This window comes from Streptomyces sp. NPDC092370, assembly GCF_044755265.1.
GTDB lineage: Bacteria > Actinomycetota > Actinomycetes > Streptomycetales > Streptomycetaceae > Streptomyces.
Window position 1 is genome coordinate 63,687 of record NZ_JBIVQO010000010.1, and the last position, 23,458, is coordinate 87,144.

General features: G+C 71.7%; 20 protein-coding genes and 1 pseudogene. 13 read left to right on the top strand and 8 right to left on the bottom strand.

Features of this window, described 5'->3' with window-relative positions:
* The first annotated feature begins 78 nt into the window (after positions 1-78).
* On the top strand, positions 79-2,046 hold the full coding sequence (locus ACIQHQ_RS27125) for a heavy metal translocating P-type ATPase (protein WP_402616226.1): 1,968 nt from the start codon (positions 79-81) through the stop codon (positions 2,044-2,046).
* Positions 2,047-2,056: 10 nt separating this feature from the next.
* Here the strand turns inward: ACIQHQ_RS27125 and ACIQHQ_RS27130 are convergent, their stop codons facing one another.
* The 3 genes from ACIQHQ_RS27130 to ACIQHQ_RS27140 form a co-directional block, all read right to left on the bottom strand.
* Entirely contained in the window at positions 2,057-3,124 is a 1,068-nt protein-coding gene (locus ACIQHQ_RS27130; protein WP_402616229.1) for a LacI family DNA-binding transcriptional regulator, read from the bottom strand.
* 912 nt (positions 3,125-4,036) lie between these two features.
* Entirely contained in the window at positions 4,037-5,803 is a 1,767-nt protein-coding gene (locus tag ACIQHQ_RS27135; protein WP_402616232.1) for a glycoside hydrolase family 35 protein, read from the bottom strand.
* Between the two features lie 38 nt (positions 5,804-5,841).
* A complete protein-coding gene (locus ACIQHQ_RS27140) occupies positions 5,842-6,975 on the bottom strand; it encodes an MFS transporter (RefSeq protein WP_402616776.1) in 1,134 nt (377 codons plus the stop codon).
* Between the two features lie 325 nt (positions 6,976-7,300).
* Between ACIQHQ_RS27140 and ACIQHQ_RS27145 the strand changes: the two genes are divergently transcribed.
* Positions 7,301-7,699, top strand: coding sequence for an SseB family protein (locus ACIQHQ_RS27145; RefSeq protein ID WP_402616234.1), 399 nt, complete (start codon positions 7,301-7,303; stop codon positions 7,697-7,699).
* Between the two features lie 30 nt (positions 7,700-7,729).
* Here ACIQHQ_RS27145 and ACIQHQ_RS27150 read toward each other — a convergent pair whose 3' ends face one another.
* The 5 genes from ACIQHQ_RS27150 to ACIQHQ_RS27170 all read right to left on the bottom strand — a co-directional run bounded on the left by ACIQHQ_RS27150 (position 7,730) and on the right by ACIQHQ_RS27170 (position 12,419).
* Complete coding sequence (locus ACIQHQ_RS27150) at positions 7,730-8,119, bottom strand: MarR family winged helix-turn-helix transcriptional regulator (protein WP_402616236.1); 390 nt, start codon at positions 8,117-8,119, stop codon at positions 7,730-7,732.
* 73 nt (positions 8,120-8,192) lie between these two features.
* Complete coding sequence (locus ACIQHQ_RS27155; protein ID WP_402616239.1) at positions 8,193-9,224, bottom strand: LacI family DNA-binding transcriptional regulator; 1,032 nt, start codon at positions 9,222-9,224, stop codon at positions 8,193-8,195.
* Positions 9,221-10,129: a carbohydrate ABC transporter permease gene (locus ACIQHQ_RS27160; RefSeq protein ID WP_402616242.1), complete on the bottom strand. Its 909-nt coding sequence runs from the start codon at positions 10,127-10,129 to the stop codon at positions 9,221-9,223. Before ACIQHQ_RS27160 ends, ACIQHQ_RS27155 begins: the two co-directional genes overlap by 4 nt.
* A complete protein-coding gene (locus ACIQHQ_RS27165) occupies positions 10,126-11,103 on the bottom strand; it encodes a carbohydrate ABC transporter permease (protein WP_402616245.1) in 978 nt (325 codons plus the stop codon). Before ACIQHQ_RS27165 ends, ACIQHQ_RS27160 begins: the two co-directional genes overlap by 4 nt.
* The gene (locus ACIQHQ_RS27170) at positions 11,100-12,419 is read right to left on the bottom strand and encodes an ABC transporter substrate-binding protein (protein ID WP_402616248.1); all 1,320 of its coding nucleotides are present in this window, start codon (positions 12,417-12,419) and stop codon (positions 11,100-11,102) included. Before ACIQHQ_RS27170 ends, ACIQHQ_RS27165 begins: the two co-directional genes overlap by 4 nt.
* A 187-nt stretch (positions 12,420-12,606) precedes the next feature.
* On the opposite strand from ACIQHQ_RS27170, the gene ACIQHQ_RS27175 reads away from it, so the two are divergent.
* The 11 genes and pseudogenes from ACIQHQ_RS27175 (at position 12,607) to ACIQHQ_RS27225 (ending at position 23,392) form a co-directional block, all read left to right on the top strand.
* Positions 12,607-14,628: a beta-galactosidase gene (locus ACIQHQ_RS27175; protein WP_402616251.1), complete on the top strand. Its 2,022-nt coding sequence runs from the start codon at positions 12,607-12,609 to the stop codon at positions 14,626-14,628.
* A gap of 111 nt (positions 14,629-14,739) precedes the next feature.
* Positions 14,740-16,299 (top strand): arabinogalactan endo-beta-1,4-galactanase, encoded by a 1,560-nt coding sequence (locus ACIQHQ_RS27180; RefSeq protein WP_402616253.1) that lies wholly within the window; start codon positions 14,740-14,742, stop codon positions 16,297-16,299.
* A gap of 183 nt (positions 16,300-16,482) precedes the next feature.
* Complete coding sequence (locus ACIQHQ_RS27185) at positions 16,483-16,740, top strand: ArsR/SmtB family transcription factor (protein ID WP_402616255.1); 258 nt, start codon at positions 16,483-16,485, stop codon at positions 16,738-16,740.
* 48 nt (positions 16,741-16,788) lie between these two features.
* A pseudogene (locus tag ACIQHQ_RS27190) lies at positions 16,789-17,746 on the top strand (SMP-30/gluconolactonase/LRE family protein).
* A gap of 191 nt (positions 17,747-17,937) precedes the next feature.
* Complete coding sequence (gene crcB, locus ACIQHQ_RS27195) at positions 17,938-18,393, top strand: fluoride efflux transporter CrcB (protein ID WP_402616258.1); 456 nt, start codon at positions 17,938-17,940, stop codon at positions 18,391-18,393.
* The gene (locus ACIQHQ_RS27200; RefSeq protein ID WP_402616261.1) at positions 18,390-18,770 is read left to right on the top strand and encodes a DUF190 domain-containing protein; all 381 of its coding nucleotides are present in this window, start codon (positions 18,390-18,392) and stop codon (positions 18,768-18,770) included. The genes crcB and ACIQHQ_RS27200 overlap by 4 nt, the downstream gene beginning before the upstream one ends.
* Complete coding sequence (locus ACIQHQ_RS27205) at positions 18,767-19,114, top strand: fluoride efflux transporter FluC (RefSeq protein WP_402616264.1); 348 nt, start codon at positions 18,767-18,769, stop codon at positions 19,112-19,114. The genes ACIQHQ_RS27200 and ACIQHQ_RS27205 overlap by 4 nt, the downstream gene beginning before the upstream one ends.
* 111 nt (positions 19,115-19,225) lie before the next feature.
* The gene (locus tag ACIQHQ_RS27210) at positions 19,226-20,062 is read left to right on the top strand and encodes an undecaprenyl-diphosphate phosphatase (protein WP_402616267.1); all 837 of its coding nucleotides are present in this window, start codon (positions 19,226-19,228) and stop codon (positions 20,060-20,062) included.
* A 164-nt stretch (positions 20,063-20,226) separates the two neighbouring features.
* Positions 20,227-20,904, top strand: coding sequence for a FadR/GntR family transcriptional regulator (locus ACIQHQ_RS27215; RefSeq protein WP_402616779.1), 678 nt, complete (start codon positions 20,227-20,229; stop codon positions 20,902-20,904).
* Positions 20,901-22,343 (top strand): amino acid permease, encoded by a 1,443-nt coding sequence (locus ACIQHQ_RS27220; RefSeq protein ID WP_402616270.1) that lies wholly within the window; start codon positions 20,901-20,903, stop codon positions 22,341-22,343. Before ACIQHQ_RS27215 ends, ACIQHQ_RS27220 begins: the two co-directional genes overlap by 4 nt.
* Before the next feature lie 32 nt (positions 22,344-22,375).
* Positions 22,376-23,392 carry an asparaginase gene (locus ACIQHQ_RS27225; RefSeq protein WP_402616272.1) on the top strand — a complete coding sequence of 339 codons (1,017 nt, stop codon included), beginning with the start codon at positions 22,376-22,378 and terminating at the stop codon, positions 23,390-23,392.
* Positions 23,393-23,458 lie beyond the last annotated feature (66 nt).

Below are 23,458 nucleotides of genomic sequence, written 5' to 3' on the forward strand. Positions count from 1 at the left end.
ATATGAAGGTATGAATGAGTCTTCATGTATTCCTGTATGGTGGAGGGCGCCGACGCGCCCCCGCCAGAAGGACCCCTGATGACCTCCACCCTCACGCCGCAGCAGGCCGAACGGGCGAAGCCCGAGCGCCCCGGGACAGCGCCCCGGCGGCGCACCCGTGTCCTCGCGCTCCCCGAGGCACGCTGGGCCGCCGCGGCCACCGCTTTCTTCCTGCTCGCGCTGCCCTTGCAGTTGACCGGCGCCCCGGCCTGGACCTGGGGACCGCTGTACGCGTTGTCGTACGTCACCGGTGGCTGGGAGCCCGGCTGGGAAGGGCTCAAGGCGCTCAAGGAGCGCACCCTCGACGTCGACCTGCTGATGGTCGTCGCCGCCCTGGGCGCGGCCGCGATCGGGCAGGTCATGGACGGCGCCCTGCTCATCGTCATCTTCGCCACCTCCGGCGCGCTGGAGGCCCTGGCCACGGCCCGCACCGCCGACTCGGTCCGCGGCCTGCTCGACCTGGCCCCCGCGACAGCCACCCGCCTCGGCCCCGACGGCGGCGATCAGACCGTCCCCGTCGAGGAGCTGGAGGTCGGCGACACCGTCCTCGTACGTCCCGGGGAGCGTGTCGGCGCCGACGGCCGGGTGCTGGACGGGGCGAGCGAGGTGGATCAGGCGACCATCACCGGAGAGCCGCTGCCCGTGGCGAAGGAGCGGGGGGACGAGGTCTTCGCGGGCACCCTCAACGGCACCGGCGCGCTGCGGATCCGGGTCGAGCGCGACGCGTCCGACTCGGTGATCGCCCGGATCGTCCGCATGGTGCAGGAGGCGTCCGAGACCAAGGCGCCCACGCAGTTGTTCATCGAGAAGGTCGAACAGCGCTACTCGCTGGGCATGGTGGTCGCGACCCTGGCCGTCTTCCTGGTGCCGCTCGCGTTCGGCGCACAGCTCACCGACGCGCTGCTGCGGGCCATGACGTTCATGATCGTCGCCTCTCCGTGCGCGGTGGTTCTGGCCACCATGCCGCCTCTGCTGTCGGCCATCGCCAACGCCGGACGGCACGGCGTTCTCGTGAAGTCGGCCGTGGTGATGGAACGGCTCGGCCAGGTGGACGCGGTCGCCTTGGACAAGACCGGAACGCTCACCGAGGGCAGCCCCCGCGTCACCGACGTCCGGCCGCTGCCCGGCAGCGGCCTGGACGAGGGGGAGCTGCTCACGCTGGCGGCGGCCGCCGAGCGGCCCAGCGAACATCCGCTGGCCCGTGCGGTCGTCGACGCGGCCCGCGAGCGTGGCCTCGACCTGCCCGACGCGCACGACTTCACCTCCGCACCCGGTGTGGGCGTCACCGCCGTCGTCGGTGGCCGTACGGTCGCGGTGGGCGCCCCGGCCCGGCTGGTGGACGACGCCGTCGGCACGGCCGCGGAACTGGAGGAGTCCGGCCGTACCGCCGTCCTGGTCGTCGTGGACGGCAGCCCCGCCGGGCTGCTCGGCATCGCCGACCGGCTGCGCCCGGACGCCGCCACCACGGTCGCCTCCCTCGCCCGGCTCACCGGCACCGCCCCGGTGCTCCTGACGGGCGACAACCCCCGGGCCGCCGCACACCTCGCCTCCGAGGCCGGCATCGACGACGTGCGGGCCGGGCTGCTGCCGCAGGACAAGCTGGCCGCCGTTCAGGAGATGGAGAGCGCGGGCCGCAAGGTGCTGGTCGTCGGGGACGGCGTCAACGACGCGCCCGCCCTCGCCGCCGCGCACACCGGGATCGCCATGGGCCGGGCCGGTTCCGACCTGGCCCTGGAGACCGCGGACGCCGTCATCGTGCGCGACGAACTCGCCGCCGTCCCGGCCACCGTCGCCCTGTCCCGCCGGGCCCGCACACTGGTCGTGCAGAATCTGGTGATCGCCGGAGTGTTCATCGCCGGCCTCGTCGTCTGGGACCTGGCCGGTGACCTGCCGCTGCCGCTGGGCGTCGCGGGCCACGAGGGCTCCACGGTCCTGGTCGGCCTGAACGGGCTACGGCTGCTGCGGGAGGGCGCCTGGCAGCGGGCCGCCGCCCAGGGAAACGGCTGACCGGCGCCCGTCAGCGCACCGGCGGGGGACCGCTGCTGGCCCGCACCACCAGGTCCACGGGCACGAGGGTGTCGACGCGGGGCCCGGCGGGGCCGTCGATCCGGTCGAGGAGGAGGCGCAGCGAGCGGGTGCCGATCTCCGCGAAGTCGGTGCGGACGGTGGTCAGCGGCGGCAGGAAATGCGCGGCCTCCGGGATGTCGTCGTAGCCGACGACGCTGACGTCCCCGGGCACGCACCGCCCGCACTCGTGCAGGGCGTGCAGCACACCGAGCGCCATCTGGTCGTTGGAGACGAACACCGCCGTCACCTCCGGGCTGCGGGCCAGCCGACGGCCCAGGTCGTAACCGGAGTCGGCGCTCCAGTCCCCGACGAGGGGAGCCGGTACGGCAGCACCGGCGGCCCGCAGCGTGGCCTGCCAGGCGGCCATCCGCAGGTCGGCGGAGGTCCAGCCGGTCGGGCCCGCGATATGCCGGACGGTGGTGTGCCCGAGGCCGAGGAGGTGCTCGGTCGCTTTGCGGGCGCCGGTGCGCGAATCGCCGGTGACCAGGGCAGTGCCGGAATCGAGCGCGTTCTCCAGCACCACCAGGGGAGTGCCGAGGTCGGTCGTCTCCGCCAGCGCCCGGCCCACCCACAGCTGCGGCGCGATCGCGATCACGCCGTCCGCGCCCTCGGCCGACAGCCGGTTCACGGCCTCGACGACGGTGTCGTGGTCGGCCGTGTCCAGGGCGATGGAGCTGACGAGGTAACCGGCCTCCTGGGCCGCCGTGTTGATCGCGGTCAGGATCGAGGCGGGTCCGTACCGGGCGGCGTCGAAGGAGATCACCCCGATCATGCGGGTCCTGCCGCTGGCCAGGGATCGCGCGCTGCGGCTGGGCCGGTAACCGAGCGTGCGCATGGCCTCCAGGACCGCCTGGCGCGTCTCGGGGCGTACGGCCGGATGGTCGTTGAGCACTCGCGAGACGGTCTGCTTGGAGACACCGGCCATCCGGGCCACGTCCGCCATCACCGGCCGCGCCCCCGCGAAGCTGCGCCTGCTGCGGCCCTTGGGTGCGGGGCCGTCGGTGGCGCTCGGTGTCATGACGGGTGATTCCTCGCTGTCGGTCCGGGCGGTCCTGAACCCGTCCGGCAGGAGCACAGCATAGGCGGGGCGGTGTCCGCCGGGTCGTCAGCCGGTCCGGACCGTCCAGCGGCGCGTGACCACCCACTCGGCGTCCAGCACCCGGGCCCCGGCCACGCGTCACCGATTGCCCCGACAGGCACACGGCCGCGTCCGGGGCCGGCGGCAGCACCTGGAGCCGCAGGTCCCTTGCGAGCAGCGCCTCGACCGGAAGCCGCTCCAGCCCCATGTCCCAGACCCGCCCGGAGTGGAACTGGTCGGCGACCCGAGTCTCTCCCACGTAAGCCCGCGCCGGCTTCCCCGTCCAGCGCGGCCGCAGCAGCGCACCCGAGGGGTGCCGAAGCAGGTCCTCCGGTACGTCGGCCCGGTACTCGCGGCCGCGGCGCCCACGTTCTTCCCGGCCCGCACGCTCGCCCCGCCCTGCACGCCGGTCACCGGTGCGGGAGCCGACCGCCGGGCCTGACGGACGTAACGGTCGCGGTGGTGTCCGGGAGAGGACAGGCCTCGACCGCGCAGCGCGTGAACACGCGTCCGCCGCCTGCCGAACCGGGGCACCCGCCACCGCCAGGGCGGCGTCCGGCGCGAGCAGCACCATCGAGGCAGACCCGGCCCTCGGCCTCCTCGTGGTGGATCCGGAGGACGCAGGAGGAGACCGCGGTCACTCCGCCCGCCTTCATCTCCAGCAACTCCTCCCCCCCACTGTCCGTTCGGGCAGCGGGAGGAGGGCGACTCGCCGGAGACCGGGAACCGGCGGCGCCCCGGGTGAGCCGGCCACCCGTGGCCGCGATCGGGTCGGGCACGCCCGGCGCGTCCGTGAAGGGCAGATGGCCGGTCGGCGGCGAGGTACCGGGCGGGGGGCCCGCAGGAGGCGCGTCACCAGGTGTTCTCCGGGCCGAGGTCGGGGGCGTCGATGAGCAGGGCACGGGTGGTGGTCGTGCCGTGCAACTCCAGCAGGACGAGGTCGTTGGTGCCCGGGCGCAGCACCGGCGCGGGAACGTACAGCGTGCGCTGCGGGCCGCGGTTCCAGTAGCGGCCCAGGTGGAAGCCGTTGACCCAGGCCTGGCCCTTCGACCAGCCGGGCAGGGAGAGGAAGCCGTCGGCGGGGGTGCCGACGTCGAAGGTGCCGCGGTGGAAGGCCGGCCCGGTGACCGGTGCCTCGCAGGCCGGGGCGAACGGCACCGTCTCCAGGTCGTCCAGCGGCAGCGGGTGGCAGTCCCAGCCGGTCAGGTCCGTGCCGTTGAGGGAGACGGGTCCGAGCAGGCCCTTGGGCGCGCCGATGCGGGGGCCGTAGTTGACGCCGCCCATGTTCTCGACGAGGACCTCCAGCGTCGCACCGGGGCGCGGGACCCGCACGGGCAGGAACTCGTCGTGGCGTTCGCTCTCCAGCACGCCGACGGGTGCGCCGTCGACGAAGACCTGGGCACGGTCGCCGACTCCGCGGGCGAAGTGCAGCAGGCCGTCGCCGCCGGCCGGGAGGGTGGTGCGGTACAGCGCGTAACCGGTGCGCTGCCCGAGTTCGCCCATGGTGGCGGGCACATCGGCGCGCACGGGGGCGGCGAGCGAGCCGGCCGACGGCAGCAGAGGCGCCCTGTTGTCCAACTCGACGGAGGTGGGCGGGAGTTTGGGAGCCGGTGCGGGGAGGGGCTCGTCGGGCACGGCGGCGTGGCGGGCGATGACCTCGCGGAAGGCGCGGTACTTCGGCCCCGGGTCGCCGCACTCGGTGAGCGCGGCGTCGTAGTCGTAGGACGTGACGGTGGGCGTGTAGGCGTGTTTGTGGTTGGCGCCGTTGGCGAAGCCGAAGTTGGTGCCGCCGTGGAACATGTAGAGGTTGACGGACGCCCCGGCGGACAGCAGCCGGTCCAGGTCGGCGGCGGCGTCGGCCGCGTCCCGCACATGGTGCGGACCGCCCCAGTGGTCGAACCAGCCGATCCAGAACTCGGCGCAGAACAGCGGGCCTTCGGGCCGGTGTTCGCGCAGTCGTGCCAGGGACTGCTCGACGCGGCTGCCGAAGGTGCCGGCGGTCAGGACACCGGGCAGGCTTCCGGTCGCCAGGTGCGCGGGATCGGCCTGGTCGCAGGTGAACAGCAGTTCTTCGACGCCGCGGGAGCGGAAGGCGTCGGCCAGGTGCTTCAGATAGGCGCTGTCGTCGCCGTAGGCCCCGTACTCGTTCTCCACCTGTACGGCGATGACGGGACCGCCCGCCGCCGCCATGTGCGGTCGCAGGGCGGGCAGCAGCAGGTCGAGGTAGCGGTCCACGGCCCCGGTGAAGCGGGGGTCGCTGGTGCGCAGCCGGATGTCCGGGTCGGAGGCCAGCCAGTCGGGCAGGCCGCCGCCGTCCCACTCGGCGCAGATGAACGGCCCGGGCCGCAGCAGCACCCGAAGCCCCTCGTCCCGGGCCAGCCGGAGGAACCGCGGCAGGTCGTGGAAGCCGTCCAGGACGAGAGGGCCCTCGGGGTCGGGCTGGTGGTGGTTCCACGGAATGTACGTCTCCACCGTGTTGAGACCCATCAGCCGGGCCTTGCGCAGCCTGTCGGACCACAGCCCGGGGTGGACGCGGAAGTAGTGCAGCGCGCCGGAGATAATTCTGAACGGCTCGCCGTGCAGCAGGAATCCGTCGGACGTCGTCGTCAGGGCGGGCATGCGGGAGCTTCCCTTCTGGAGGGGGAGTGGGAGTGGGATCAGCGGGAGCGGGTGCCGCGGACCAGCCAGAGCGTGGCGGCCAGGCAGAGCGCCGAGAGGCCGCACAGCAGGAGCGGCACGGCACGGATCCCGGACCACTCGATGGCCTTGCCCAGCACCGGCCCTGCGGCCACACCGCCGACCATGGAGGCCGCGATGACCAGGGCTCCGGCCCGCCGTGCCTGCGGGGCGACCCGGTTCAGCCAGGGCAGCCCGGTGGGGAAGATCGGCGCGATGAACAGACCGACACCGGCGTACGCGTAGGGCGCGAGGGCCGGGACGGTCGCGGCCAGCAGGCACACCGTCATGCCCGCGCACGAGACGGTGATGAGGGCCTGGGCGGAGAACCGCAGGGCGAGCGGGGCGACCAGGAAGCGGCCGACGGTCATCATCAGCCAGTACACGGAGGTGGCGGTGGCGGCGACCCCCGCGCCGTAGCCGACGGTCTCCAGGTGCGTGGGCTCCCAGCCGCCGACACCGGCCTCGATGCCGACGTGCAGCACGTAGAGGACGACGAAGACGGCGAGCACGGAACCGAGACTGCGCCCGAGGACGGGACCGCCGCCGGCCTGTTCCTCCGCCGGTTCGGGAACCTGGTTCCGAACGCCGCGCAGGCACAGCAGCAACGGCAGGTTGGCGAGGGCGAACGCGAGGAAGACGGCCGGGTAGTGCTCGGAGCCGACCGCCCCGATCACCGCGGGGCCGAGGACGGCGCCGATGCCGAAGTGCGCGTGGAGGATGTTCAGCATCGCGGTCGAGCGGTGGCCGAAGCCCACGGCGAACAGCTGGTTGAGGCCGTAGTCGATACCGCCGAAGCCCAACCCGGCGAGCAGGGCCGCGACCAGGGCGGTGGGCCAGTCGGGCGCCAGTGCGAAACCGGCCGCGCCGACGGCCATCAGCAGATACGAGCTGCCGAGGATCCGCCGGTTGCCGACCCGCCCGTAGAGCCGGTCGAACAGCAGCACACCGGCCACACCGCCCACGAAGTGAGCGCTCAGCCCCAGCCCCGCCGCGGAGGGCGACAGACCGAACTCCGCACGCAGCGCCGGGATCGCCGGCCCGTGCAGGGCCTGCAACGCCCCCATGAGGACGAAGCCCACGCAGGAGGCGACCACGGCGGCCCTGCTGAACACGGGATCGAGCGGTGCGGGGGAGGGACGGGCAACGCGCTCTTCGATCACGCGGACTCCCGGAGGACGGGCCACCCTGTGGGCGGGCGGAGGGCTTGGGCGCGTACGTCAGGAACAGACCAGTAACTGTTACCGGTAACATCGAGCGCGTCAACATCTTTTGCCGACTCCGGCGCCCCCGCCCCGACGAGATCTCCCCCGCGCCCTCACGAAACCCGGAGCTCCACCAGGGTTGCCCTGTGCCCGTTCGGGTACGCGAGCAGGACCGCACTCGGGGCGGATCTTGCCCCGGGTTGGCCGCACGACCGCCGCTACCAGGGAATCTGCCATGGAGACACCTGCAAACGACCCCACGCCCACGCCCGCCCAGCGGGCTCTGGACGTCCTCGCCGAGAACACCGAGGACGCGGCGGCTCTGGACGCGCTCGCCAACAGCGACGTGCTCATCCCCGTGCCCGACGACGCGGGCGACGCCGACGCCAACCCCACGGCGGTGGCGCTGCCGGTACTGGAGCAGCCGGGCGGCGAACCGGTGGTGCCCGTGTTCACCTCCGAGATGGAGATGGCCGGGCTGCTGCCGTTCGTCTCCCGCTACCGCCTGGTGCCGCTCGGCGCCCTCGCCGCGCAGTGGCCGGCCGACGACCTGTCGCTCACCATCGACGGCAGCTCGGAGCACCGCCTGACACTCACCTCGGAGGGAGTCCGCACCCTGCTGGCACGCCAGTGAGGCGACCGGCCCGGCCCGGGCCCGGGCGGCTCAGCCGCCCAGCGTCCGGGCCAGTGCCGCCCGTTGCAGGGGCAGCGCCTCGGCATGCCGGGCACGGCCCTTGGACGTCAGGGAGACCCACACGCCCCGCCGGTCCTCCGCGCACACCGACCGCGTCACCAGCCCGTCCTTCTCCAACCGGGCGATCAGCCGCGACAACGCGCTCTGGCTGAGGTGGACCCGCCCCACGAGGTTCTGCACCCGGCACTGCTCGCCCTCCTCGGGCGCCGCGGTCGCGAGCATGTCCAGGACCTCGAAGTCCGACGCGCCCAGGCCGTGCGGATGCAGCGCGCGGTCGATCTCGCACATCGTGCGCGCATGCGCCGACAGGATGTCCCGCCACCGCTCCTCGAGCTGCCCACCAGCCGTTTTCGACGCCATACCGGAACGGTAACACCGGTGCGGCGTTCGATGACCGTGCATGCAGTAGGGGCTCGGGCGGGGCTCGGGACCTCTACGTCGACTCCCGCGTCACCAGTTCCGTCGGCAGGATCACCGCCGCCGGGTCCTCGCCCCCGATCTGCGCGAGCAGCACCCGCACCATCTCGGCGCTGATGCGGTCCCAGGGCTGCCGGATGGTCGTCAGCTCGGGGCTGGTGGCCACGGCGGCCGGGGAGTCGTCGAAGCCGCCGACCGCCACGTCCTGCGGCACCCGCCGCCCGGCCCGCTGCAGGGCCGCGAGCACGCCCTGCGCCATGAGGTCGGACGCCACGAACACCGCGTCCATGTCCGGGGCCTGCGCCAGCAGCCGCTCGGCGCCCGCCTCACCGCTCGCCCGGCTGTAGTCGCCGGAGACGACCAGCCGCCCGTCGAACTCCAGGCCCGCCTCCGCCAGCACCTCCTTGTAGCCGGCGAGCCGCTCGACACCGCCGGGCGTGTCCAGCGGACCGGTCACCGTGCCCACCCGGTGCCGTCCGAGCGACAGAAGGTGGCGCACCATGTCGCGGGCCCCGTCACGGTCGTCGGCGGCCACGTAACTCACCTTGGACGCCAGCCCGATCGGCTTCCCGCACGCGACCAGCGGCACCCCCGCCTCACGCAACCGCTCGGCGACCGGATCACCGGAGTGGCTGGAGACCAGCAGCACCCCGTCGACATGCCCGGCGGTGATGTAGCGCGTGATCCGCCGCCGTTCGTCCTCGGTGCCCGCCAGCATCATCAGCAGCGGAATGTCGTGCGCGGCGAGCGCCTGGGTGCACCCGCGCAGCAGCACGTTGAAGTTGGGGTCCTCGAAGAACCGCTCCTGCGGCTCCGTGAGCAGGAAACCGACCGAGTCGGAGCGCCCGGTGATCAGGGAGCGGGCGTGCCGGTTGACCACGTAACCCGTTCTGCGGATGGCCGCGTTGACCGCCTCCTGGGCGGCCGGGCTGACGTAGTGGCCGCCGTTGAGCACGCGCGAGACGGTGCCGCGCGATACTCCCGCCTCGCGCGCCACATCATGGATCGTGGGCGGCCTGCGCCTGCCTCCCCCAGCGTTCATGGTCACGACTTTACGGCTCCCGAGAGCAGATCCAGACTCCAGAACCGCTGGATGACCAGGAAGAGGGCGACCAGCGGGAGCACCGCGAGGAGCGCGCCCGTGATCACCAGGGTGTAGAGCGCCGGGGTGTTGGCGCCCTGCTCCAGCAAGGTGAACAGGCCGAGCGTGATCGGGAACTTCTCGTCGTCGCTGAGCATGATGTACGGCAGCAGGAAGTTGTTCCAGATCGCCACGAACTGGAACAGGAACACCGTCACCATTCCGGGGATCATCATCGGCAGCGCGATCCGCGTGAAGATCCGCCACTCGCTCGCCCCGTCCATGCGCCCCGCCTCGACCACGTCCGAGGGCACCGCGGCGACGGCGTAGATCCGCGCGAGGTAGACGCCGTACGGCCAGAGGATCTGCGGCAGCAGGACGGAGAGGTACGAGTCGGTGAAGTCGGCCTTCGCCAGCAGCAGGTACTGCGGGACGGCGAGGATCACCGGCGGCATCAGCACCCCCGCGAGCAGTACGTTGAAGAGCGTCTCGCGGCCGCGGAAGCGGTAGATCGCGAGCGCGTAGCCGCTCACCGCCGAGACGCACGTCGACAGCAGGGCACCGAGACCGGCGTAGAGCGCGGAGTTGCCCATCCACTGCCAGTAGACGCCGTCGCGGTAGGCGTTGAGGTCCCGGAGGTTGCCGGCGAAGCCCGTGCCCGGCAGGAACGTGAAGGTGGAGAACAGTTCTCGCCCGGACTTGGTGGCGGCGATGACCACCCAGGCGACCGGCAGCAGACAGTAGAGCGCGCCGAGCAGCAGCGTGACCGTGGGAATCAGGCCGATCCTGCGGCGCAGCGGCGGGCGGTCCTGGGCGGCGCCGGGCGTGCTGCCCGCCACCGGCTCGGCCTGGGGGACGGCGAGGGAGCTCATCGAGCGGCCTCCTGCTTCTGACGACGGTTCGCGGCCCGCAGGAAGCCGAAGGAGAGGAGGAGTGTGGCGAAGGCGATGATCACGGCCTGCGCCGCTGCTCCGTGGATGTCACCTTCGCCGAAGGCGTCCCGGTACACCTTCATCAGCGGACTCCACGTGGTGGACACGGAGTTGGTGAGCGGCTTGAGGGTGGTCGGCTCGTTGAACACCTGGAGCGTCGCGATGATCGAGAAGAAGAAGGTCAGCACCAGTGAGGGCGCCACCATCGGGATCTTGATCCGCAGCGCGATCTGGCGTGGGGTGGCGCCGTCCAGCTTCGCCGCCTCGTACACCTCCGCCGGGATCGCCCGCAGCGAGGTGTAGATGACGATCATGTTGAAGCCGGTGCCGCCCCAGACCGCGATGTTGGACAGGGCCAGGTACAGCGGCCCGCCGTCCAGCAGGTCCGGCTGCGGCATCCCCAGCTTGTCGAGGACGAAGTAGAAGGGGCTGACGTCCGGCAGGTAGAGAAAGCCCCACAGCAGTGCCGCCACCACACCGGGGATGGCGTACGGCAGGAAGATCGCGAGCCGCGTGACGGGTGCGAGCCGGACCTTCTCCGAGTCGAGCATCAGCGCGAACAGCAGGGCCAGGCCGAGCATGACGGGCACGACGATGCACCCGTAGCCGAGCACACGCAGGGCGCCGTGCAGCAGTTCGCTGTCGGAGAGGGCGTCGGTGTAGTTCTCCGGACCGGCCCAGACCTCCTTGCGGGCCCCGGAGCCGAGGCCGAGGCCGGAGACCTTCACCTTGCGGAAGCTGAGCCAGAGCGCGTAGCCGATGGGGAGGGCGAAGAACAGGGCGAACAAGATCGTCGCGGGGAGGAGGAACACATAGGGGGCGCTTCGCGCTCGTCGGGGGGTGGTGGTGGGAGACGGGTGGGCGTACGGGGCCCCCTCGACCCCGTACGACCGCCGGCGTGCCGCGCCTTTCACCGAGCGACCCCGAAGCCCTGCTTCTTCATGTCGGCGACGGTCTCGTCCTGCATCGTGTTCACAGCGGTGACGAAGTCGGACTTGTTCTTCGCGGCGGCGCCGAAGGCGTCCTTGAAGGCCGTGTAGGCGACGTTGACGTTCGGGCCCCAGGCGGAGGGCGCGGTGGTCTTCGCGATGCCGGCGGCCTTGGTGTAGAAGTCGGCCTGGTTCGAGAAGTAGGCCGGCGGCTTGCGGAAGGCGCCGCTGGTCTGGGCGTTGGTGGCGGCCGGGTAGATGCCGCTCTCCTTGGCCAGCGCGTTCAGGGCCACGCCATCGGTGTTGAGCCAGGCGGCGAACTTGGCGGCGGCCTCCCGGTGCTCGGAGTCGGTGGTGACGCCGGTGGAGGAGCCGCCCCAGCTGCCGGTGCGGTTCTCGCTCGCGGACCACTGGGGGAGCGGGGCCATGGCCCACTTGCCCTTGGTGTCGGGCGCGGCGGTGGTGAGCGTGCCCGGCGCCCACACGGCGCTGACCCAGGCGATCTGCTTGCCGGTGTTGAGCGCCTTGTTCCAGGCCGGGGTGTACATCGGCTGGTTGTCGATGGCGCCCTCCTTCACCAGGCCGCCCCAGAACTTCGCGACCTTCTGCGTCGCCGCGTCGTTGATGGAGACCTTCCACTGGTCGCCGGAGGTCGTCCACCACTTCGCGCCCGCCTGCTGGGCGAGACCGGCGAAGAGACCGGAGTCGTTGGCGGAGAAGGTGGTCAGCTCCTTGTCCGGGGCCGCCTTCTTCAGCGTGCGGGCCGTCTGCGCGAACTCGTCCCAGGTCGCCGGCACGCTGAGGCCGTACTCCTTGAACAGGTCCGCGCGGTAGTAGAACATCATCGGTCCGATGTCCTGCGGGACCGCGTAGACCGCGTCCGTTCCCAGCGTCGTCTGCTGCCAGACTCCGTCTGCGAAGCTGCCCTTCGCGTCACCCACGTCCCCGGATATGTCCGCGAGCGCGTCGTTGCTGACCAGGGTGGGCAGTGCCTGGTACTCGGCCTGCACCAGGTCGGGTGCCTTGCCCGCCTTGTGCGCGGTGAGAATCTTGGTGACGAGCGTGTCGCCGGACGCCTGCTTCTTCACCGTGACGGTGATCCGGTCCTTCTTGCCCGGCCCCTTGTTCCACAGGTCCACGACCTTGTCCATGCCGGGCGTCCAGGTCCAGTAGGTCAGCGAGACCGGTCCCGACTCGGTCGCGCCGTCCCCGTTGTCGGAGCCGCAGGCGGCGAGGCTGGTGGCGCCGAGCGCGACGGCGACGGCGGTTGTCACGAGGCGGCGGCGCTTCGTGTACGGCATGGATCTCTCCCCTGACCTGGGGTCCTCGCCTGCTGCGGGGACCCTGCCATGCTTCTGTGAGCGTTCACAGTAGAGAAACATCCAGGACCCTTGTCAATGGTTGTTGCTGTGCGGTTATGTTGGGCCCCGCAACCGCACTTCCGTGTGTGCACGTTCCCATTTTGATCGATCGACCGGGAGACCATCCATGCCGGAGACCACCCCCAGGGGCCTCACCAGGCTCGCCTTCGGCGGGGACTACAACCCCGAGCAGTGGCCGGAAAGCGTCTGGCAGGAGGACGTCCGGCTGATGCGGGAGGCCGGCGTCACCCTGGTGAGCGTCGGGATCTTCTCCTGGGCGCTGCTGGAGCCCTCACCGGGCAGGTACGACTTCGGCTGGCTGGACCGGCTCCTGGACCTGCTGCACGAGCACGGCATCCGCGTCGACCTCGGCACCCCCACCGTCGTGCCGCCCGTCTGGTTCTACCGGGCCCACCCCGAAGCACTGCCCGTGACCGCCGAGGGCGTGCGGTACGAGTTCGGCTCCCGCGCGGCCATCTGCCACAGCAACGCCGACTACCGCGCGGCCGCGGCCTCCATCACGCAGAAGCTCGCCGAGCGTTACGGCGACCACCCGGCGCTGGCGATGTGGCACGTGCACAACGAGTACGGCGTTCCCATATCGGCCTGCTACTGCGACTCCTGTGCCGCCCACTTCCGCCGCTGGCTCGCGACCACGTACGGCACGGTCGACGCGGTCAACGACGCCTGGGGCACCGCATTCTGGGGCCAGCGCTACGGTGACTTCGAGGACATCAACCCGCCCCGGCTCACTCCGGCGGCCGTCAACCCGGGCCAGGCACTGGACTACAAGCGGTTCGCCGACGCCACCATGCGCGAGAACTTCGTCAGCGAGCGGGACATCCTGCACCGCCTCTCGCCGGACGTCCCGGTCACCACCAACTTCATGACGGCGCTGAGCCAGTGCGACTCGGTCGACTACTGGGCCTGGGGCCGCGAGGTCGACCTCGTCACCAACGACCACTACCTGATCACCGACGGCCGCCGCACCCACGTCAACCTGGCCATGGCCGCCGACCTCACCCGTTCCGTCGCGGGCGGCGCGCCCTGGCTGCTTCTGGAGCACTCCACCTCGGGCGTCAACTGGCAACTCCGCAACCCCGCGAAGGCCCCCGGCCAGATGGCCCGCAACTCCCTCACGCACGTGGCCCGCGGCTCCGAGGGCGCCCTGTTCTTCCAGTGGCGCCAGTCCCGGCGCGGTGCCGAGAAGTTCCACTCGGCGATGGTCCCGCACGGCGGCACCGCCACCCGGGTGTGGCGCGAGGTCGTCGAACTCGGCGCCACCGTCGAGACGTTGAGCGAGATCCGCGGCACCCGCACGCAGGCCGACGTGGCCGTGCTGTGGGACTGGCACTCCTGGTGGGCGCAGACCCTCGACTGGCGCCCCAGCGTCGACCACGACGCCCGCGAGCGTGCCGACTCCTTCTACGAGGCCCTGTACGACCGCCACCTCACCGTCGACTTCGCCCACCCCGAAGCCGACCTGTCGATGTATCCCCTGGTCGTCGTACCGGCCCTGTACCTGATGACGGAGACGGCCGGACGCAACCTGACCGCGTACGTCGAGAACGGCGGCACACTGGTCGTCTCGTACTTCTCCGGCATCGTCGACGAGCACGACGCCGTCCACGAGGGCGCCTACCCGGGCCCGCTTCGGGAGGTCCTGGGGCTCACCGTCGAGGAGTTCTCGCCGCTGTTGCCCGGCGAACGGGTGCGTGTCACCGGCCCCGACGGAACCGAGCTGTCCGCCGACGTGTGGACGGAGTTCGTGGTGCCGCGCGGCGCCGAGACCGTCCTGACCTACGCCGACGGCCTCACCGCCGGCCGGCCCGCTGTGACCCGGCACCGCCTCGGCGAGGGCACCGCCTGGTACGTCTCCACCCGGCTGGGTGCCGACGGCCTCGACACACTGCTCGGCCGGGCGGGCGAGGACGCGCGGCTCGGTCCGCGTGCCGAGCTGCCCCGTGACGTCGAAGTGGTCCGCCGCACCGGCGAGTCGGGCGCCTACCTGTTCGCCGTCAACCACACCGGCTCGGACGCCAAGGTGCCCCTGGAGACACCCGGCACCGAGCTGCTGACCGGTGAACGCGCCGCCGGCCGCCTGGCGGTCCCGGCCGGAGCCGTCCGGGTCGTCCGGCTCGACGGCTGAACCGACTCCCTCCGCCCGCGCGAGCCACGAGCCGCGGGCGGAGGGGCCTCGCCTGCCCCCCCGGGTGAGAGGCACTCTCCTATCCCCACGTCGAAGGGACGACGGACGACGATGTTCCATCCCAGACGCACCCTCCGGGCCCTGCTGCTCCCGCTCGCCGCGGGCCTCGCCCTCACCGCCCTGCCCGCCACCTCGGCACACGCCGCGAGCACGCTGACCAACGGCGGTTTCGAAGCCGGCGGCGCGGGCGCCGCGACCCCGAGCGGCTGGTCCGAGTACGGCGACACCGGCGCCTCGTTCACCGAGCCCGGCGGCCACGGCGGCAGCTACCGCCTCAGCCACTGGGCCTCGTCGGCCTACAAGGTGGAGACGTACCAGTACCTGTCCGGAATCACCAACGGGAACTACAAGCTCACCGCCTGGGTACGCTCCGGCGGCGGGCAGAAGTCCGCCTACCTGGCGCTGAAGAACTGCGGCGGCGCCGAGCAGCGCACCGACCTGCCGGTCTCGGCCAGTGGGTGGATCCGGATCGTGGTGCCGGTCCGAGTGACGGGCAACCAGTGCACCGTCAGCGTCAACAGTGACGCGAACGCCGGCAACTGGATCAATGTCGACGACCTGACCTTCGCGTCCGGCACGTCCGGTACGTCGATCAAGGGTGCCGACATCTCGTCCCTGGCCAAGAGCGAGGCCAGGGGCGGCGTCTACCGCGACAGCTCGGGCACCACCGGCGACCCCCTCGCCGTCCTCACGTCGAACGGCATGAACTACGCGCGCCTCAAGGTCTGGGTGAACCCGGCCGACGGCTACAACAACAAGGCCCGCGTCCTGGCCACGGCCAAGCGGGTCAAGGCCCGGGGCATGAAGTTGCTGGTCGACTTCCACTACTCGGACTTCTGGGCCGACCCGGGACGCCAGGACAAGCCCGCCGCCTGGGCCGGACACTCCTACGGTCAACTGAAGACGGACGTGTACAACCACACGTACGACGTGCTGAGCGCCCTGAAGGCGCAGGGCACCACCGCCGACATGGTCCAGGTCGGCAACGAGATCAACGGCGGCATGCTCTGGAACGAGGGATCCACCTCCCACTGGACGCAGCTGGCCGGTCTGCTCAACTCCGGCTACGACGCGGTCAAGGCGGTCGACTCCGCCACCACCGTGGCCCTGCACCTCGCCGAGGGCGGTGACCTGGAGGGCACCCGCTGGTGGTTCGACAGCGCACGCTCCAACGGCGTGAGGTTCGACGCCATCGGCCTGTCGTTCTACGGCTACTGGCACGGCACCCTGGCCGACTTCCAGACGACCCTCGACGACGCGGCCACCCGCTACGGCAAGCCGGTCTTCGTCGCCGAGACCGCCTACCCCTTCCGTCTCGACAGCGAGGACGCGCACGAGAACATCATCGACACCGGCGACGAACTGGTCCCCGGCTACCCGGCGAGCGTGGCCGGCCAGACCCGGTGGATGAACGACATGGCGAGCATCGTGGAGGCCGTCCCGAACGGCCGTGGCCTGGGCATCTTCTACTGGGAGGCGACCTGGACCGCGGTGCCCGGCAACGGCTGGGACCCGACCGACGCGGCCTCCGGCAACGCCTGGGAGAACCAGGCGCTGTTCGGCTACGACGACCGGGCGCTCTCGTCGATGTCCTGGTTCCGCCACCGCTGACCGCTCGGGGGAGGAGCCCGCTCTCCGGGCCCCTCCCCTGTCATCGCCTCCCATCCGAACTCCGCTGCCGGCCAAGGCAGTTCGGTATCGGTCAACGATGCCGAGTGCCGGACGCGACGGCTTCGGCTGCGAGACAGTGGGAAGACGCGATGAGAGGGCGAAGCCGCGAGGCAGGGGCACGACATGCTGAGGACTCCCACGGACACAACGCGGCTCCGCATCCTGGCCTGGCTGAAGGAACCCGGTCGCGCGGCCGACGGTGTCACCGCGGACGCCGTCGCCGAGCGGTTCTCGATACCGCGCCCCGCCGCCGTCACCCATCTCCGGCTGCTGGAGGCCACCGGCATGCTGTGCACCAGCAGGTCGGCGGGCCGCGTGCGTTACCACCGTGACGACACGCGCATCGCCGAGGTGGCCCGGATGTTCGAGAAGGGCTGGTAGGCGACCCGGTGCAGCGGTATCCCTCCCGACATGAAGGACACACGCGCGATGGACCGTCCCACGGCACTCGTCGCCCGCCACTACGTCGCGGTGGGCCACGGCCCCGAGCACGTGGTGGCAGACTCGCGCGGCCGCGTCCTCACCGGCGTCGCGGACGGCCGCATCCTGCGACTCGACGCCCTCGCCGACCGGCCGCGGTCCGCGTCGAAGTGATCGCCGAAACCGGTGGCAGGCCGCTCGGCCTCGAACTCCTGCCGGGCGGGGACCTGTTGGTGTGCGACGCGGAACGCGGCCTGCTGCGCGTCGACACCGGTGACCGCACGGTCCGGACCCTCGCCGACTCGGTGGCGGGGGAGCCGCTGCGCTTCCGCAGCAACGCCGTGGCCCTCTCCGACGGCAGCGTCTATGTCACCGTCTCCAGCCGCCGGTACCGCCTGGAACGGTGGATCGGCGACATCGTCGAACACACCGGCACGGGCCGGCTGCTGCGGCTCGCCCCCGGCGGTGACGCCCCGAGGCGGTGCTGGACGGCCTGCGGTTCGCAGGCGGCATCGCCGTCGGCGCGGACGAGTCCTTCCTCGTCGTCGCCGAGACCGGCGCCCGCCGGCTCCTGCGCCACTGGCTCACCGGACCGGAGGCCGGGCGGAGCGAGCCGTTCGCCGAGGACCTCCCGGGCATGCCCGACCACCTCTGGCGCGGCGCGCCCGACGGACCGATCTGGGTCGCGCTCGCCGGACCCCGCGTCCCGGCCCTCGACCTGCTCCACCGCGGCGCGCCCGGCGTCCGCGCCGCCGCCGCCCGCGTGGCGGTGCGCGCCCCGTTCCGTCCCACCGGCACCATCGCCCTCCAGGCCTTCGACGACCAGGGCCGCGTCGTCCGCCACCTCGCCCGCCGCCGCTCCGGCTACCGCATGCCCACCAGCGTCTGTGAAGCGGGCGGGCACCTGATCCTGGGCGGCATCCGGGAACGGGGTGTGGCGGTCTGCGAAGCGCCTGCCCCGAAGTGACCTCCACCGCCCGCCTCGGAGTGACCCCGCTGGGCGCCCGGGGTTAACCTGAACTCCGGCCGCGACCCCTCGCGGCGCGGCGGTGGGGCCCGCCGTACCCGAACCGCGGCAGCGACGCCGCCAACGGTCCCTACTTGCGACGGCACGCGCCCGTACGACCCGGGCTCCCGGCGAGTAGGAGACAGAGCCCCATGACATCCCCCGAGAGCCTCCGTATGCGGGCCTCCACCCGGCGGCAGCCTTCCTGGCGAGCCCAGGCGCCCGTCGTCGTGGTCGTGTCGCTCGGCGGGGGAGTGGGTGCGGCCGCCCGGTACGCCGTCTCCCTCCTCTGGCCCACGCCCCCGGGCGGCTTCCCCTGGTGGGCCCTTTGCGTCAACGTCGCCGGCTGCGCCGTGATCGGTGTGTTCATGGTGGTCATCACCGAGATCCGGGCCGCCCACCCTCTCGTCCGCCCCTTCTTCGGCACCGGCGTCCTCGGCGGCTTCACGACCTTCTCGACGTACGCCATCGACATCCAGAAACTCATCGACGGCGGCCGTGCCGGCACCGGACTGGCCTACCTCGTCGCGACCCCCCTCGCGGCGCTCACAGCGGTGTGGCTCGCGGCCGGAACGACCCGCCGCGTCCTGAAAGGGAGACAACGATGACGAGGCTGACCGGCAGGGCCCTGCGCCTGACCGTCTTGATCGGCGAGAGCGACACATGGCACCACAAGCCCCTCTACTCGGAGATCGTCCACCGGGCCCACGCGGCGGGCCTCGCGGGTGCCAGCGTCTTCCGCGGCATCGAGGGCTTCGGCGGGTCCTCCCTGATCCACACCTCGCGGTTGCTGTCCCTGAGCGAGGACCTGCCGATCGCCGTGGTGATCGTCGACACCGAGCCACGCGTCCGGGCCTTCCTGCCGCAGCTCGACGAACTGGTCACCGAGGGACTGGTGACACTCGACGACTGTGAGGTCATCCGGTACTCCGGCAGGGACGACACGCCCGGCACCACGGACACGAAGGGTGAGAAGCCGTTGTGAACTGGCTGCTGGTCGTCGGCGGCGCACTGGTCGGCGCCCCGCTGCGCTACCTCACCGACCGGGCGGTCCAGGCGCGGCACGACTCGGTCTTCCCCTGGGGCACCTTCACGGTGAACGTCACCGGCTCGCTGGTCCTCGGCCTGCTCACCGGAGCCGCCACCCACCTGCAACTACTGCTCGGCACCGGTCTGTGCGGGGCTCTGACGACCTATTCGACGTTCTCCTACGAGACGCTGCGGCTGGCGGAGACCGGGGCCCGCCGCCAGGCCGCCGTCAACGTGGCGGCGAGTGTGGTGGCCGGCCTCGGGGCGGCGTGCGCGGGGGCGGCGCTCGTGCGCATGTGAGAGGGGTCCGCGAGGGGTGCGGGTGGGGCGTGTACGTGAGAGCCGTCCTCGCCCGCGTGTAGTAGGACTGTCTCCTCCGCTCCCCGCCTCCCTCGAGCAGAACTGGATCCCATGAGCGTCATCAGCGTCGGTCAGGCCGTCGTCCTCGGAGCCGTCGAGGGGGTGACCGAGTTCCTGCCCGTCTCCTCCACCGGCCATCTGAAGATCGTCGAAGGGCTGATGGGCATCCCCGTCGACGACGACGCCGTGGTCGGGTTCTCGGCCGTCATCCAGGTCGGCGCGATCGCCGCGGTGCTCGTGTACTTCTTCAAGGACATCGTGCGGATCGTCTCCGCGTGGGGGCGGGGGCTGCGCGACCGCGAGGAGCGCTACCACCACGACTACACGTTCGCCTGGTGGGTCATCTACGCGACCATCCCGATCGTCGCCGTCGGGCTCGCGGCCAAGCCGCTCATCGAAGGGCCGCTCGCCTCGCTGTGGGTGGTGGCCGGTTCGCTGATCGTCGGCAGCGGGGTGATGTGGGCGGCGGACCAGGTGGGACGGCACAAGCGCGGCGAGGACGACACCTCGTTCAAGGACGCGATGCTGGTCGGCAGCTCCCAGATCCTCGCCCTGCTCTTCCCCGGCTTCTCCCGCTCCGGCGCCACCATGTCCACCGCGCTCATCCTCGACCTGGACCGCGTCGCCGCCACCCGGCTCTCCTTCTTCCTGGGCATCCCCGCCCTGACCGGCGCCGGTCTGTACGAGCTGAAGGACGCCCTGGGCACCGGGGTGGGCGTGGCCCCGCTCGCCGTCGGCACGACCGTGTCGTTCGTCGTGGCCTACGCCTCCATCGCCTGGCTGCTGAAGTTCGTCGCCCAGCACTCCTTCAACGCCTTCGTGATCTACCGGATCGTCGTGGGAGCGCTGCTGTTCGGCCTGCTGGGAGCGGGTGTGCTGCACAGCTGACCGTCCGTGCCGACCAGGGGGCGCCGAGTGCGGACGCGGACTTCCCGCCCCCGGGGCGTTCCGCCCGCACCCCTTGACAGCGGCCTTTCCCGCCCCCCAGGATCACTCCCGTGAACCTGTCAGACAGCCGGACAGCCGGACAGCCCGTGCGGCGCGTGAGCGCCATGGAAGCGGTGCTGGCGCATCTGCGCGGCGCCATCGAACGGGGCGAGTACGCCATCGGCGACAAGCTTCCCTCCGAGGCGGAGCTGTGCCGCATCCTCGAGGTCTCCCGGCCCGTGCTGCGCGAGGCACTGCGGGCGCTGCAGACGATGGGGCTGACCGTGTCACGGACCGGCAAGGGCACCTTCGTGGTGGCCAGCACCGTCGAGGACCCCACCTTCGGTGACTACGCGGCCAGCGACCTGCTGGAGGTGCGCCGTCACGTCGAGATCCCGGTCGCCGGGTACGCGGCCCGGCGCCGCACCCCGGAGAACCTCGACCATCTCGCCCACCTGCTGGACCGGATGGAGCGGGAGACGGACACCACCGCGTGGGTCGCCATGGACACGCTGTTCCACCTCGCCGTCGCCGAGGCCGCCCAGAACCCGGTCTTCCGCCGGGTCATCGAGGAGATCCGGGACGCGCTGGCCCGCCAGTCCGCCTTCCTCAACGAGCTGGGCGGCCGCCGCGAGCAGTCCAACCGCGAGCACCGGGCGATCGTCGAGGCCCTGGTCGACGGTTCCGAGAACGACGCGGTGGAGGCCATGGCCCACCACCTCGACCGCGTCGAGACGACCCTCACCGACATCGTGCGTTCGTCGCACACGGACACCCCCACGGAAGGCGGAACCGAGGCGTGAGCGAGCAGTCCCTGCACGACGATGTGCAGAAACGTTCCACCCATGTCGATGCCGGAGACGCGGGCTACAGCAAGTCCCTGAAGTCCCGGCACGTCAACATGATCGCCATCGGCGGCGCCATCGGCACCGGCCTCTTCCTCGGCGCGGGGGGCCGTCTCGCCGAAGCCGGTCCCTCCCTCTTCATCGCCTACGCGGTCTGCGGCCTCTTCGCCTTCCTCGTCGTGCGCGCCCTCGGCGAACTCGTGCTCTACCGGCCCTCCTCCGGCGCGTTCGTCTCCTACGCCCGCGAGTTCATGGGGGAGAAGGGCGCCTACACCGCCGGCTGGATGTACTTCCTCAACTGGGCCACCACCGGCATCGCCGACATCACCGCGGTGGCCACCTACACCCACTACTGGGGCATGTTCTCCGACATACCCCAGTGGGTCATCGCGCTGATCGCCCTGGCCGTGGTGCTCACCGTGAACCTGATCTCGGTGAAGATCTTCGGTGAGCTGGAGTTCTGGTTCGCCATCGTCAAGGTCGGCGCACTGGTCGTCTTCATGTGCATCGGCATCTTCCTGCTGGTCACCCAGCACCCCGTCGACGGCCACACCCCGGGCCCGTCCCTGATCGGCGACAGCGGCGGCGTCTTCCCGCACGGCCTGCTGCCCATGCTGCTGATCATCCAGGGCGTCGTCTTCGCCTACGCCTCCGTCGAGCTGGTCGGCGTCGCGGCCGGCGAGACCGAGAACCCCGAGAAGATCATGCCGAAGGCGATCAACTCGATCATGTGGCGCGTCGCCGTGTTCTACGTCGGCTCGGTCGTGCTGCTGTCGATGCTGCTGCCCTGGAACAAGTACACCGCCGGCGAGAGCCCCTTTGTGACGGTGCTGTCCAACATCGGCGTCCCGGCGGCCGGCGGCGTGATGAACCTGGTCGTCCTCACCGCCGCGATGTCCTCCCTCAACTCCGGCCTGTACTCCACCGGCCGCATCCTGCGCTCCATGGCCATGGCCGGATCCGCGCCCAGGTTCACCTCGGTGATGAGCCGCAGCCAGGTCCCCTACGGCGGCATCCTGCTCACCAGCGGCATCTGCGTCCTGGGCGTCGGCCTCAACTTCGTCGTGCCCGCCGAGGCGTTCGAGATCGTGCTGAACTTCGCCGCCATCGGCATCCTCGCCACCTGGGGCATGATCATGATCTGTCACCTCCTCTTCTGGCAGAAGACCCAGAGGGGCGAGCTGACCCGCCCGGGCTACCGGCTGCCGGGCTCCCCCTGGACCGAGATCGTGACGCTGGCGTTCCTCGCCTCCGTCCTGGTCCTCATGTACGCCGACGGCGGCGCGGGACGCACCACCGTGCTGTGCCTGCCGCTGATCGTCGGGGCCCTGGTCGCCGGCTGGTTCGCCATCCGCGGCCGGATCGCGCGCAAGTCCACCACCGGAGCCGACGCGTGAGGAACGCGCCGCTCCCAGAGAAGCAGGCAGTGATGTTCAGCAGTTCCCTCGCGGACGCACCCCTTGTCCGTGAACCCGTCCACGCCCCCGTCGCCCACCTCATCCGCGGCGGAATCGTCGAAGGCATCCACTACGGCTCCGTTGTCGTCCTCGACGCCGACGGAGGGGTCGCGCTCCAGATCGGAGACATCGAGGCCGCCTTCTACCCCCGTTCCGCGATCAAGCCCGTCCAGGCCGTGGCCATGGCCCGGGCGGGGCTGCCGCTGGACGGCGAGCTCCTGTCCCTGACGGCGGCCAGCCACTCCGGAGAGGAACGCCACCTCGCCGGCACCCGGCGCATCCTCGAACTCGCCGGGCTCACCGAGGACCACCTGCGCAACGTCCCCGACCTGCCGTTCGACCCGGTCGTACGGGACGCCTGGGTGCGCGAGGGCCGGCTGCCCTCACGGCTCGCCCAGAACTGCTCCGGCAAGCACGCCGCCATGCTCTACACCTGCACCCTCAACGGCTGGCCCCTGGAGAACTACCTCGACCCCGGTCACCCGCTCCAGCAGGCCATCGCCGAGATCGTCGAGGACCTCACCGGGCAGCGCATCGCCCGGGTCACCGTCGACGGCTGCGGGGCGCCCCTGTTCTCCCTCTCCCTGCACGGCCTGGCCCGGGCCACCGCCCGGATCGTCACCGCCGCCCCTGGCACACCGGAGGCCCGGGTCGCCGACGCGATGCGTGAGCACGCCGAGATGGCGTCCGGCTCCGGCCGGGACGTCGCCGCGCTGATGCGTGCCGTGCCGGGGCTGCTCGCCAAGGACGGCTTCGAGGGCGTCCAGGTCGCCGCCCTGCCCGACGGGCGGGCCGTCGCCGTGAAGATCGCCGACGGCGCGAACCGGGCACGGGTGCCGGTGGCCGCCGCCGCGTTGGCGCGGGCCGGGGTCGACCCGGGGCTGCTCACCGAGTTCCGCGGCGAACCGCTGCTGGGCGGTGGCCGGGAGGTCGGGCGGGTGCGGCCCGTTCGTTCGCTGGAGCCGCTTGCCGGTGCTGCCCGCGCCTGACGATGTGCCGGGTTCCCCCCGTCCGGTGGCCGCAGGTCCCCTGTGGCCGACCGCGCAGTTCCCCGC

Bases quoted from the DNA above. Each gene is read 5' to 3' on its own strand.
- ACIQHQ_RS27125 (WP_402616226.1), top strand. From the start codon at position 79: ATGACCTCCACCCTCACGCCGCAGCAGGCCGAACGGGCGAAGCCCGAG.
- ACIQHQ_RS27130 (WP_402616229.1), bottom strand. From the start codon at position 3,124: ATGACACCGAGCGCCACCGACGGCCCCGCACCCAAGGGCCGCAGCAGG.
- ACIQHQ_RS27135 (WP_402616232.1), bottom strand. From the start codon at position 5,803: ATGCCCGCCCTGACGACGACGTCCGACGGATTCCTGCTGCACGGCGAG.
- ACIQHQ_RS27145 (WP_402616234.1), top strand. From the start codon at position 7,301: ATGGAGACACCTGCAAACGACCCCACGCCCACGCCCGCCCAGCGGGCT.
- ACIQHQ_RS27150 (WP_402616236.1), bottom strand. From the start codon at position 8,119: ATGGCGTCGAAAACGGCTGGTGGGCAGCTCGAGGAGCGGTGGCGGGAC.
- ACIQHQ_RS27160 (WP_402616242.1), bottom strand. From the start codon at position 10,129: ATGAGCTCCCTCGCCGTCCCCCAGGCCGAGCCGGTGGCGGGCAGCACG.
- ACIQHQ_RS27170 (WP_402616248.1), bottom strand. From the start codon at position 12,419: ATGCCGTACACGAAGCGCCGCCGCCTCGTGACAACCGCCGTCGCCGTC.
- ACIQHQ_RS27175 (WP_402616251.1), top strand. From the start codon at position 12,607: ATGCCGGAGACCACCCCCAGGGGCCTCACCAGGCTCGCCTTCGGCGGG.
- ACIQHQ_RS27180 (WP_402616253.1), top strand. From the start codon at position 14,740: ATGTTCCATCCCAGACGCACCCTCCGGGCCCTGCTGCTCCCGCTCGCC.
- ACIQHQ_RS27185 (WP_402616255.1), top strand. From the start codon at position 16,483: ATGCTGAGGACTCCCACGGACACAACGCGGCTCCGCATCCTGGCCTGG.
- crcB (WP_402616258.1), top strand. From the start codon at position 17,938: ATGACATCCCCCGAGAGCCTCCGTATGCGGGCCTCCACCCGGCGGCAG.
- ACIQHQ_RS27200 (WP_402616261.1), top strand. From the start codon at position 18,390: ATGACGAGGCTGACCGGCAGGGCCCTGCGCCTGACCGTCTTGATCGGC.
- ACIQHQ_RS27210 (WP_402616267.1), top strand. From the start codon at position 19,226: ATGAGCGTCATCAGCGTCGGTCAGGCCGTCGTCCTCGGAGCCGTCGAG.
- ACIQHQ_RS27215 (WP_402616779.1), top strand. From the start codon at position 20,227: ATGGAAGCGGTGCTGGCGCATCTGCGCGGCGCCATCGAACGGGGCGAG.
- ACIQHQ_RS27225 (WP_402616272.1), top strand. From the start codon at position 22,376: ATGTTCAGCAGTTCCCTCGCGGACGCACCCCTTGTCCGTGAACCCGTC.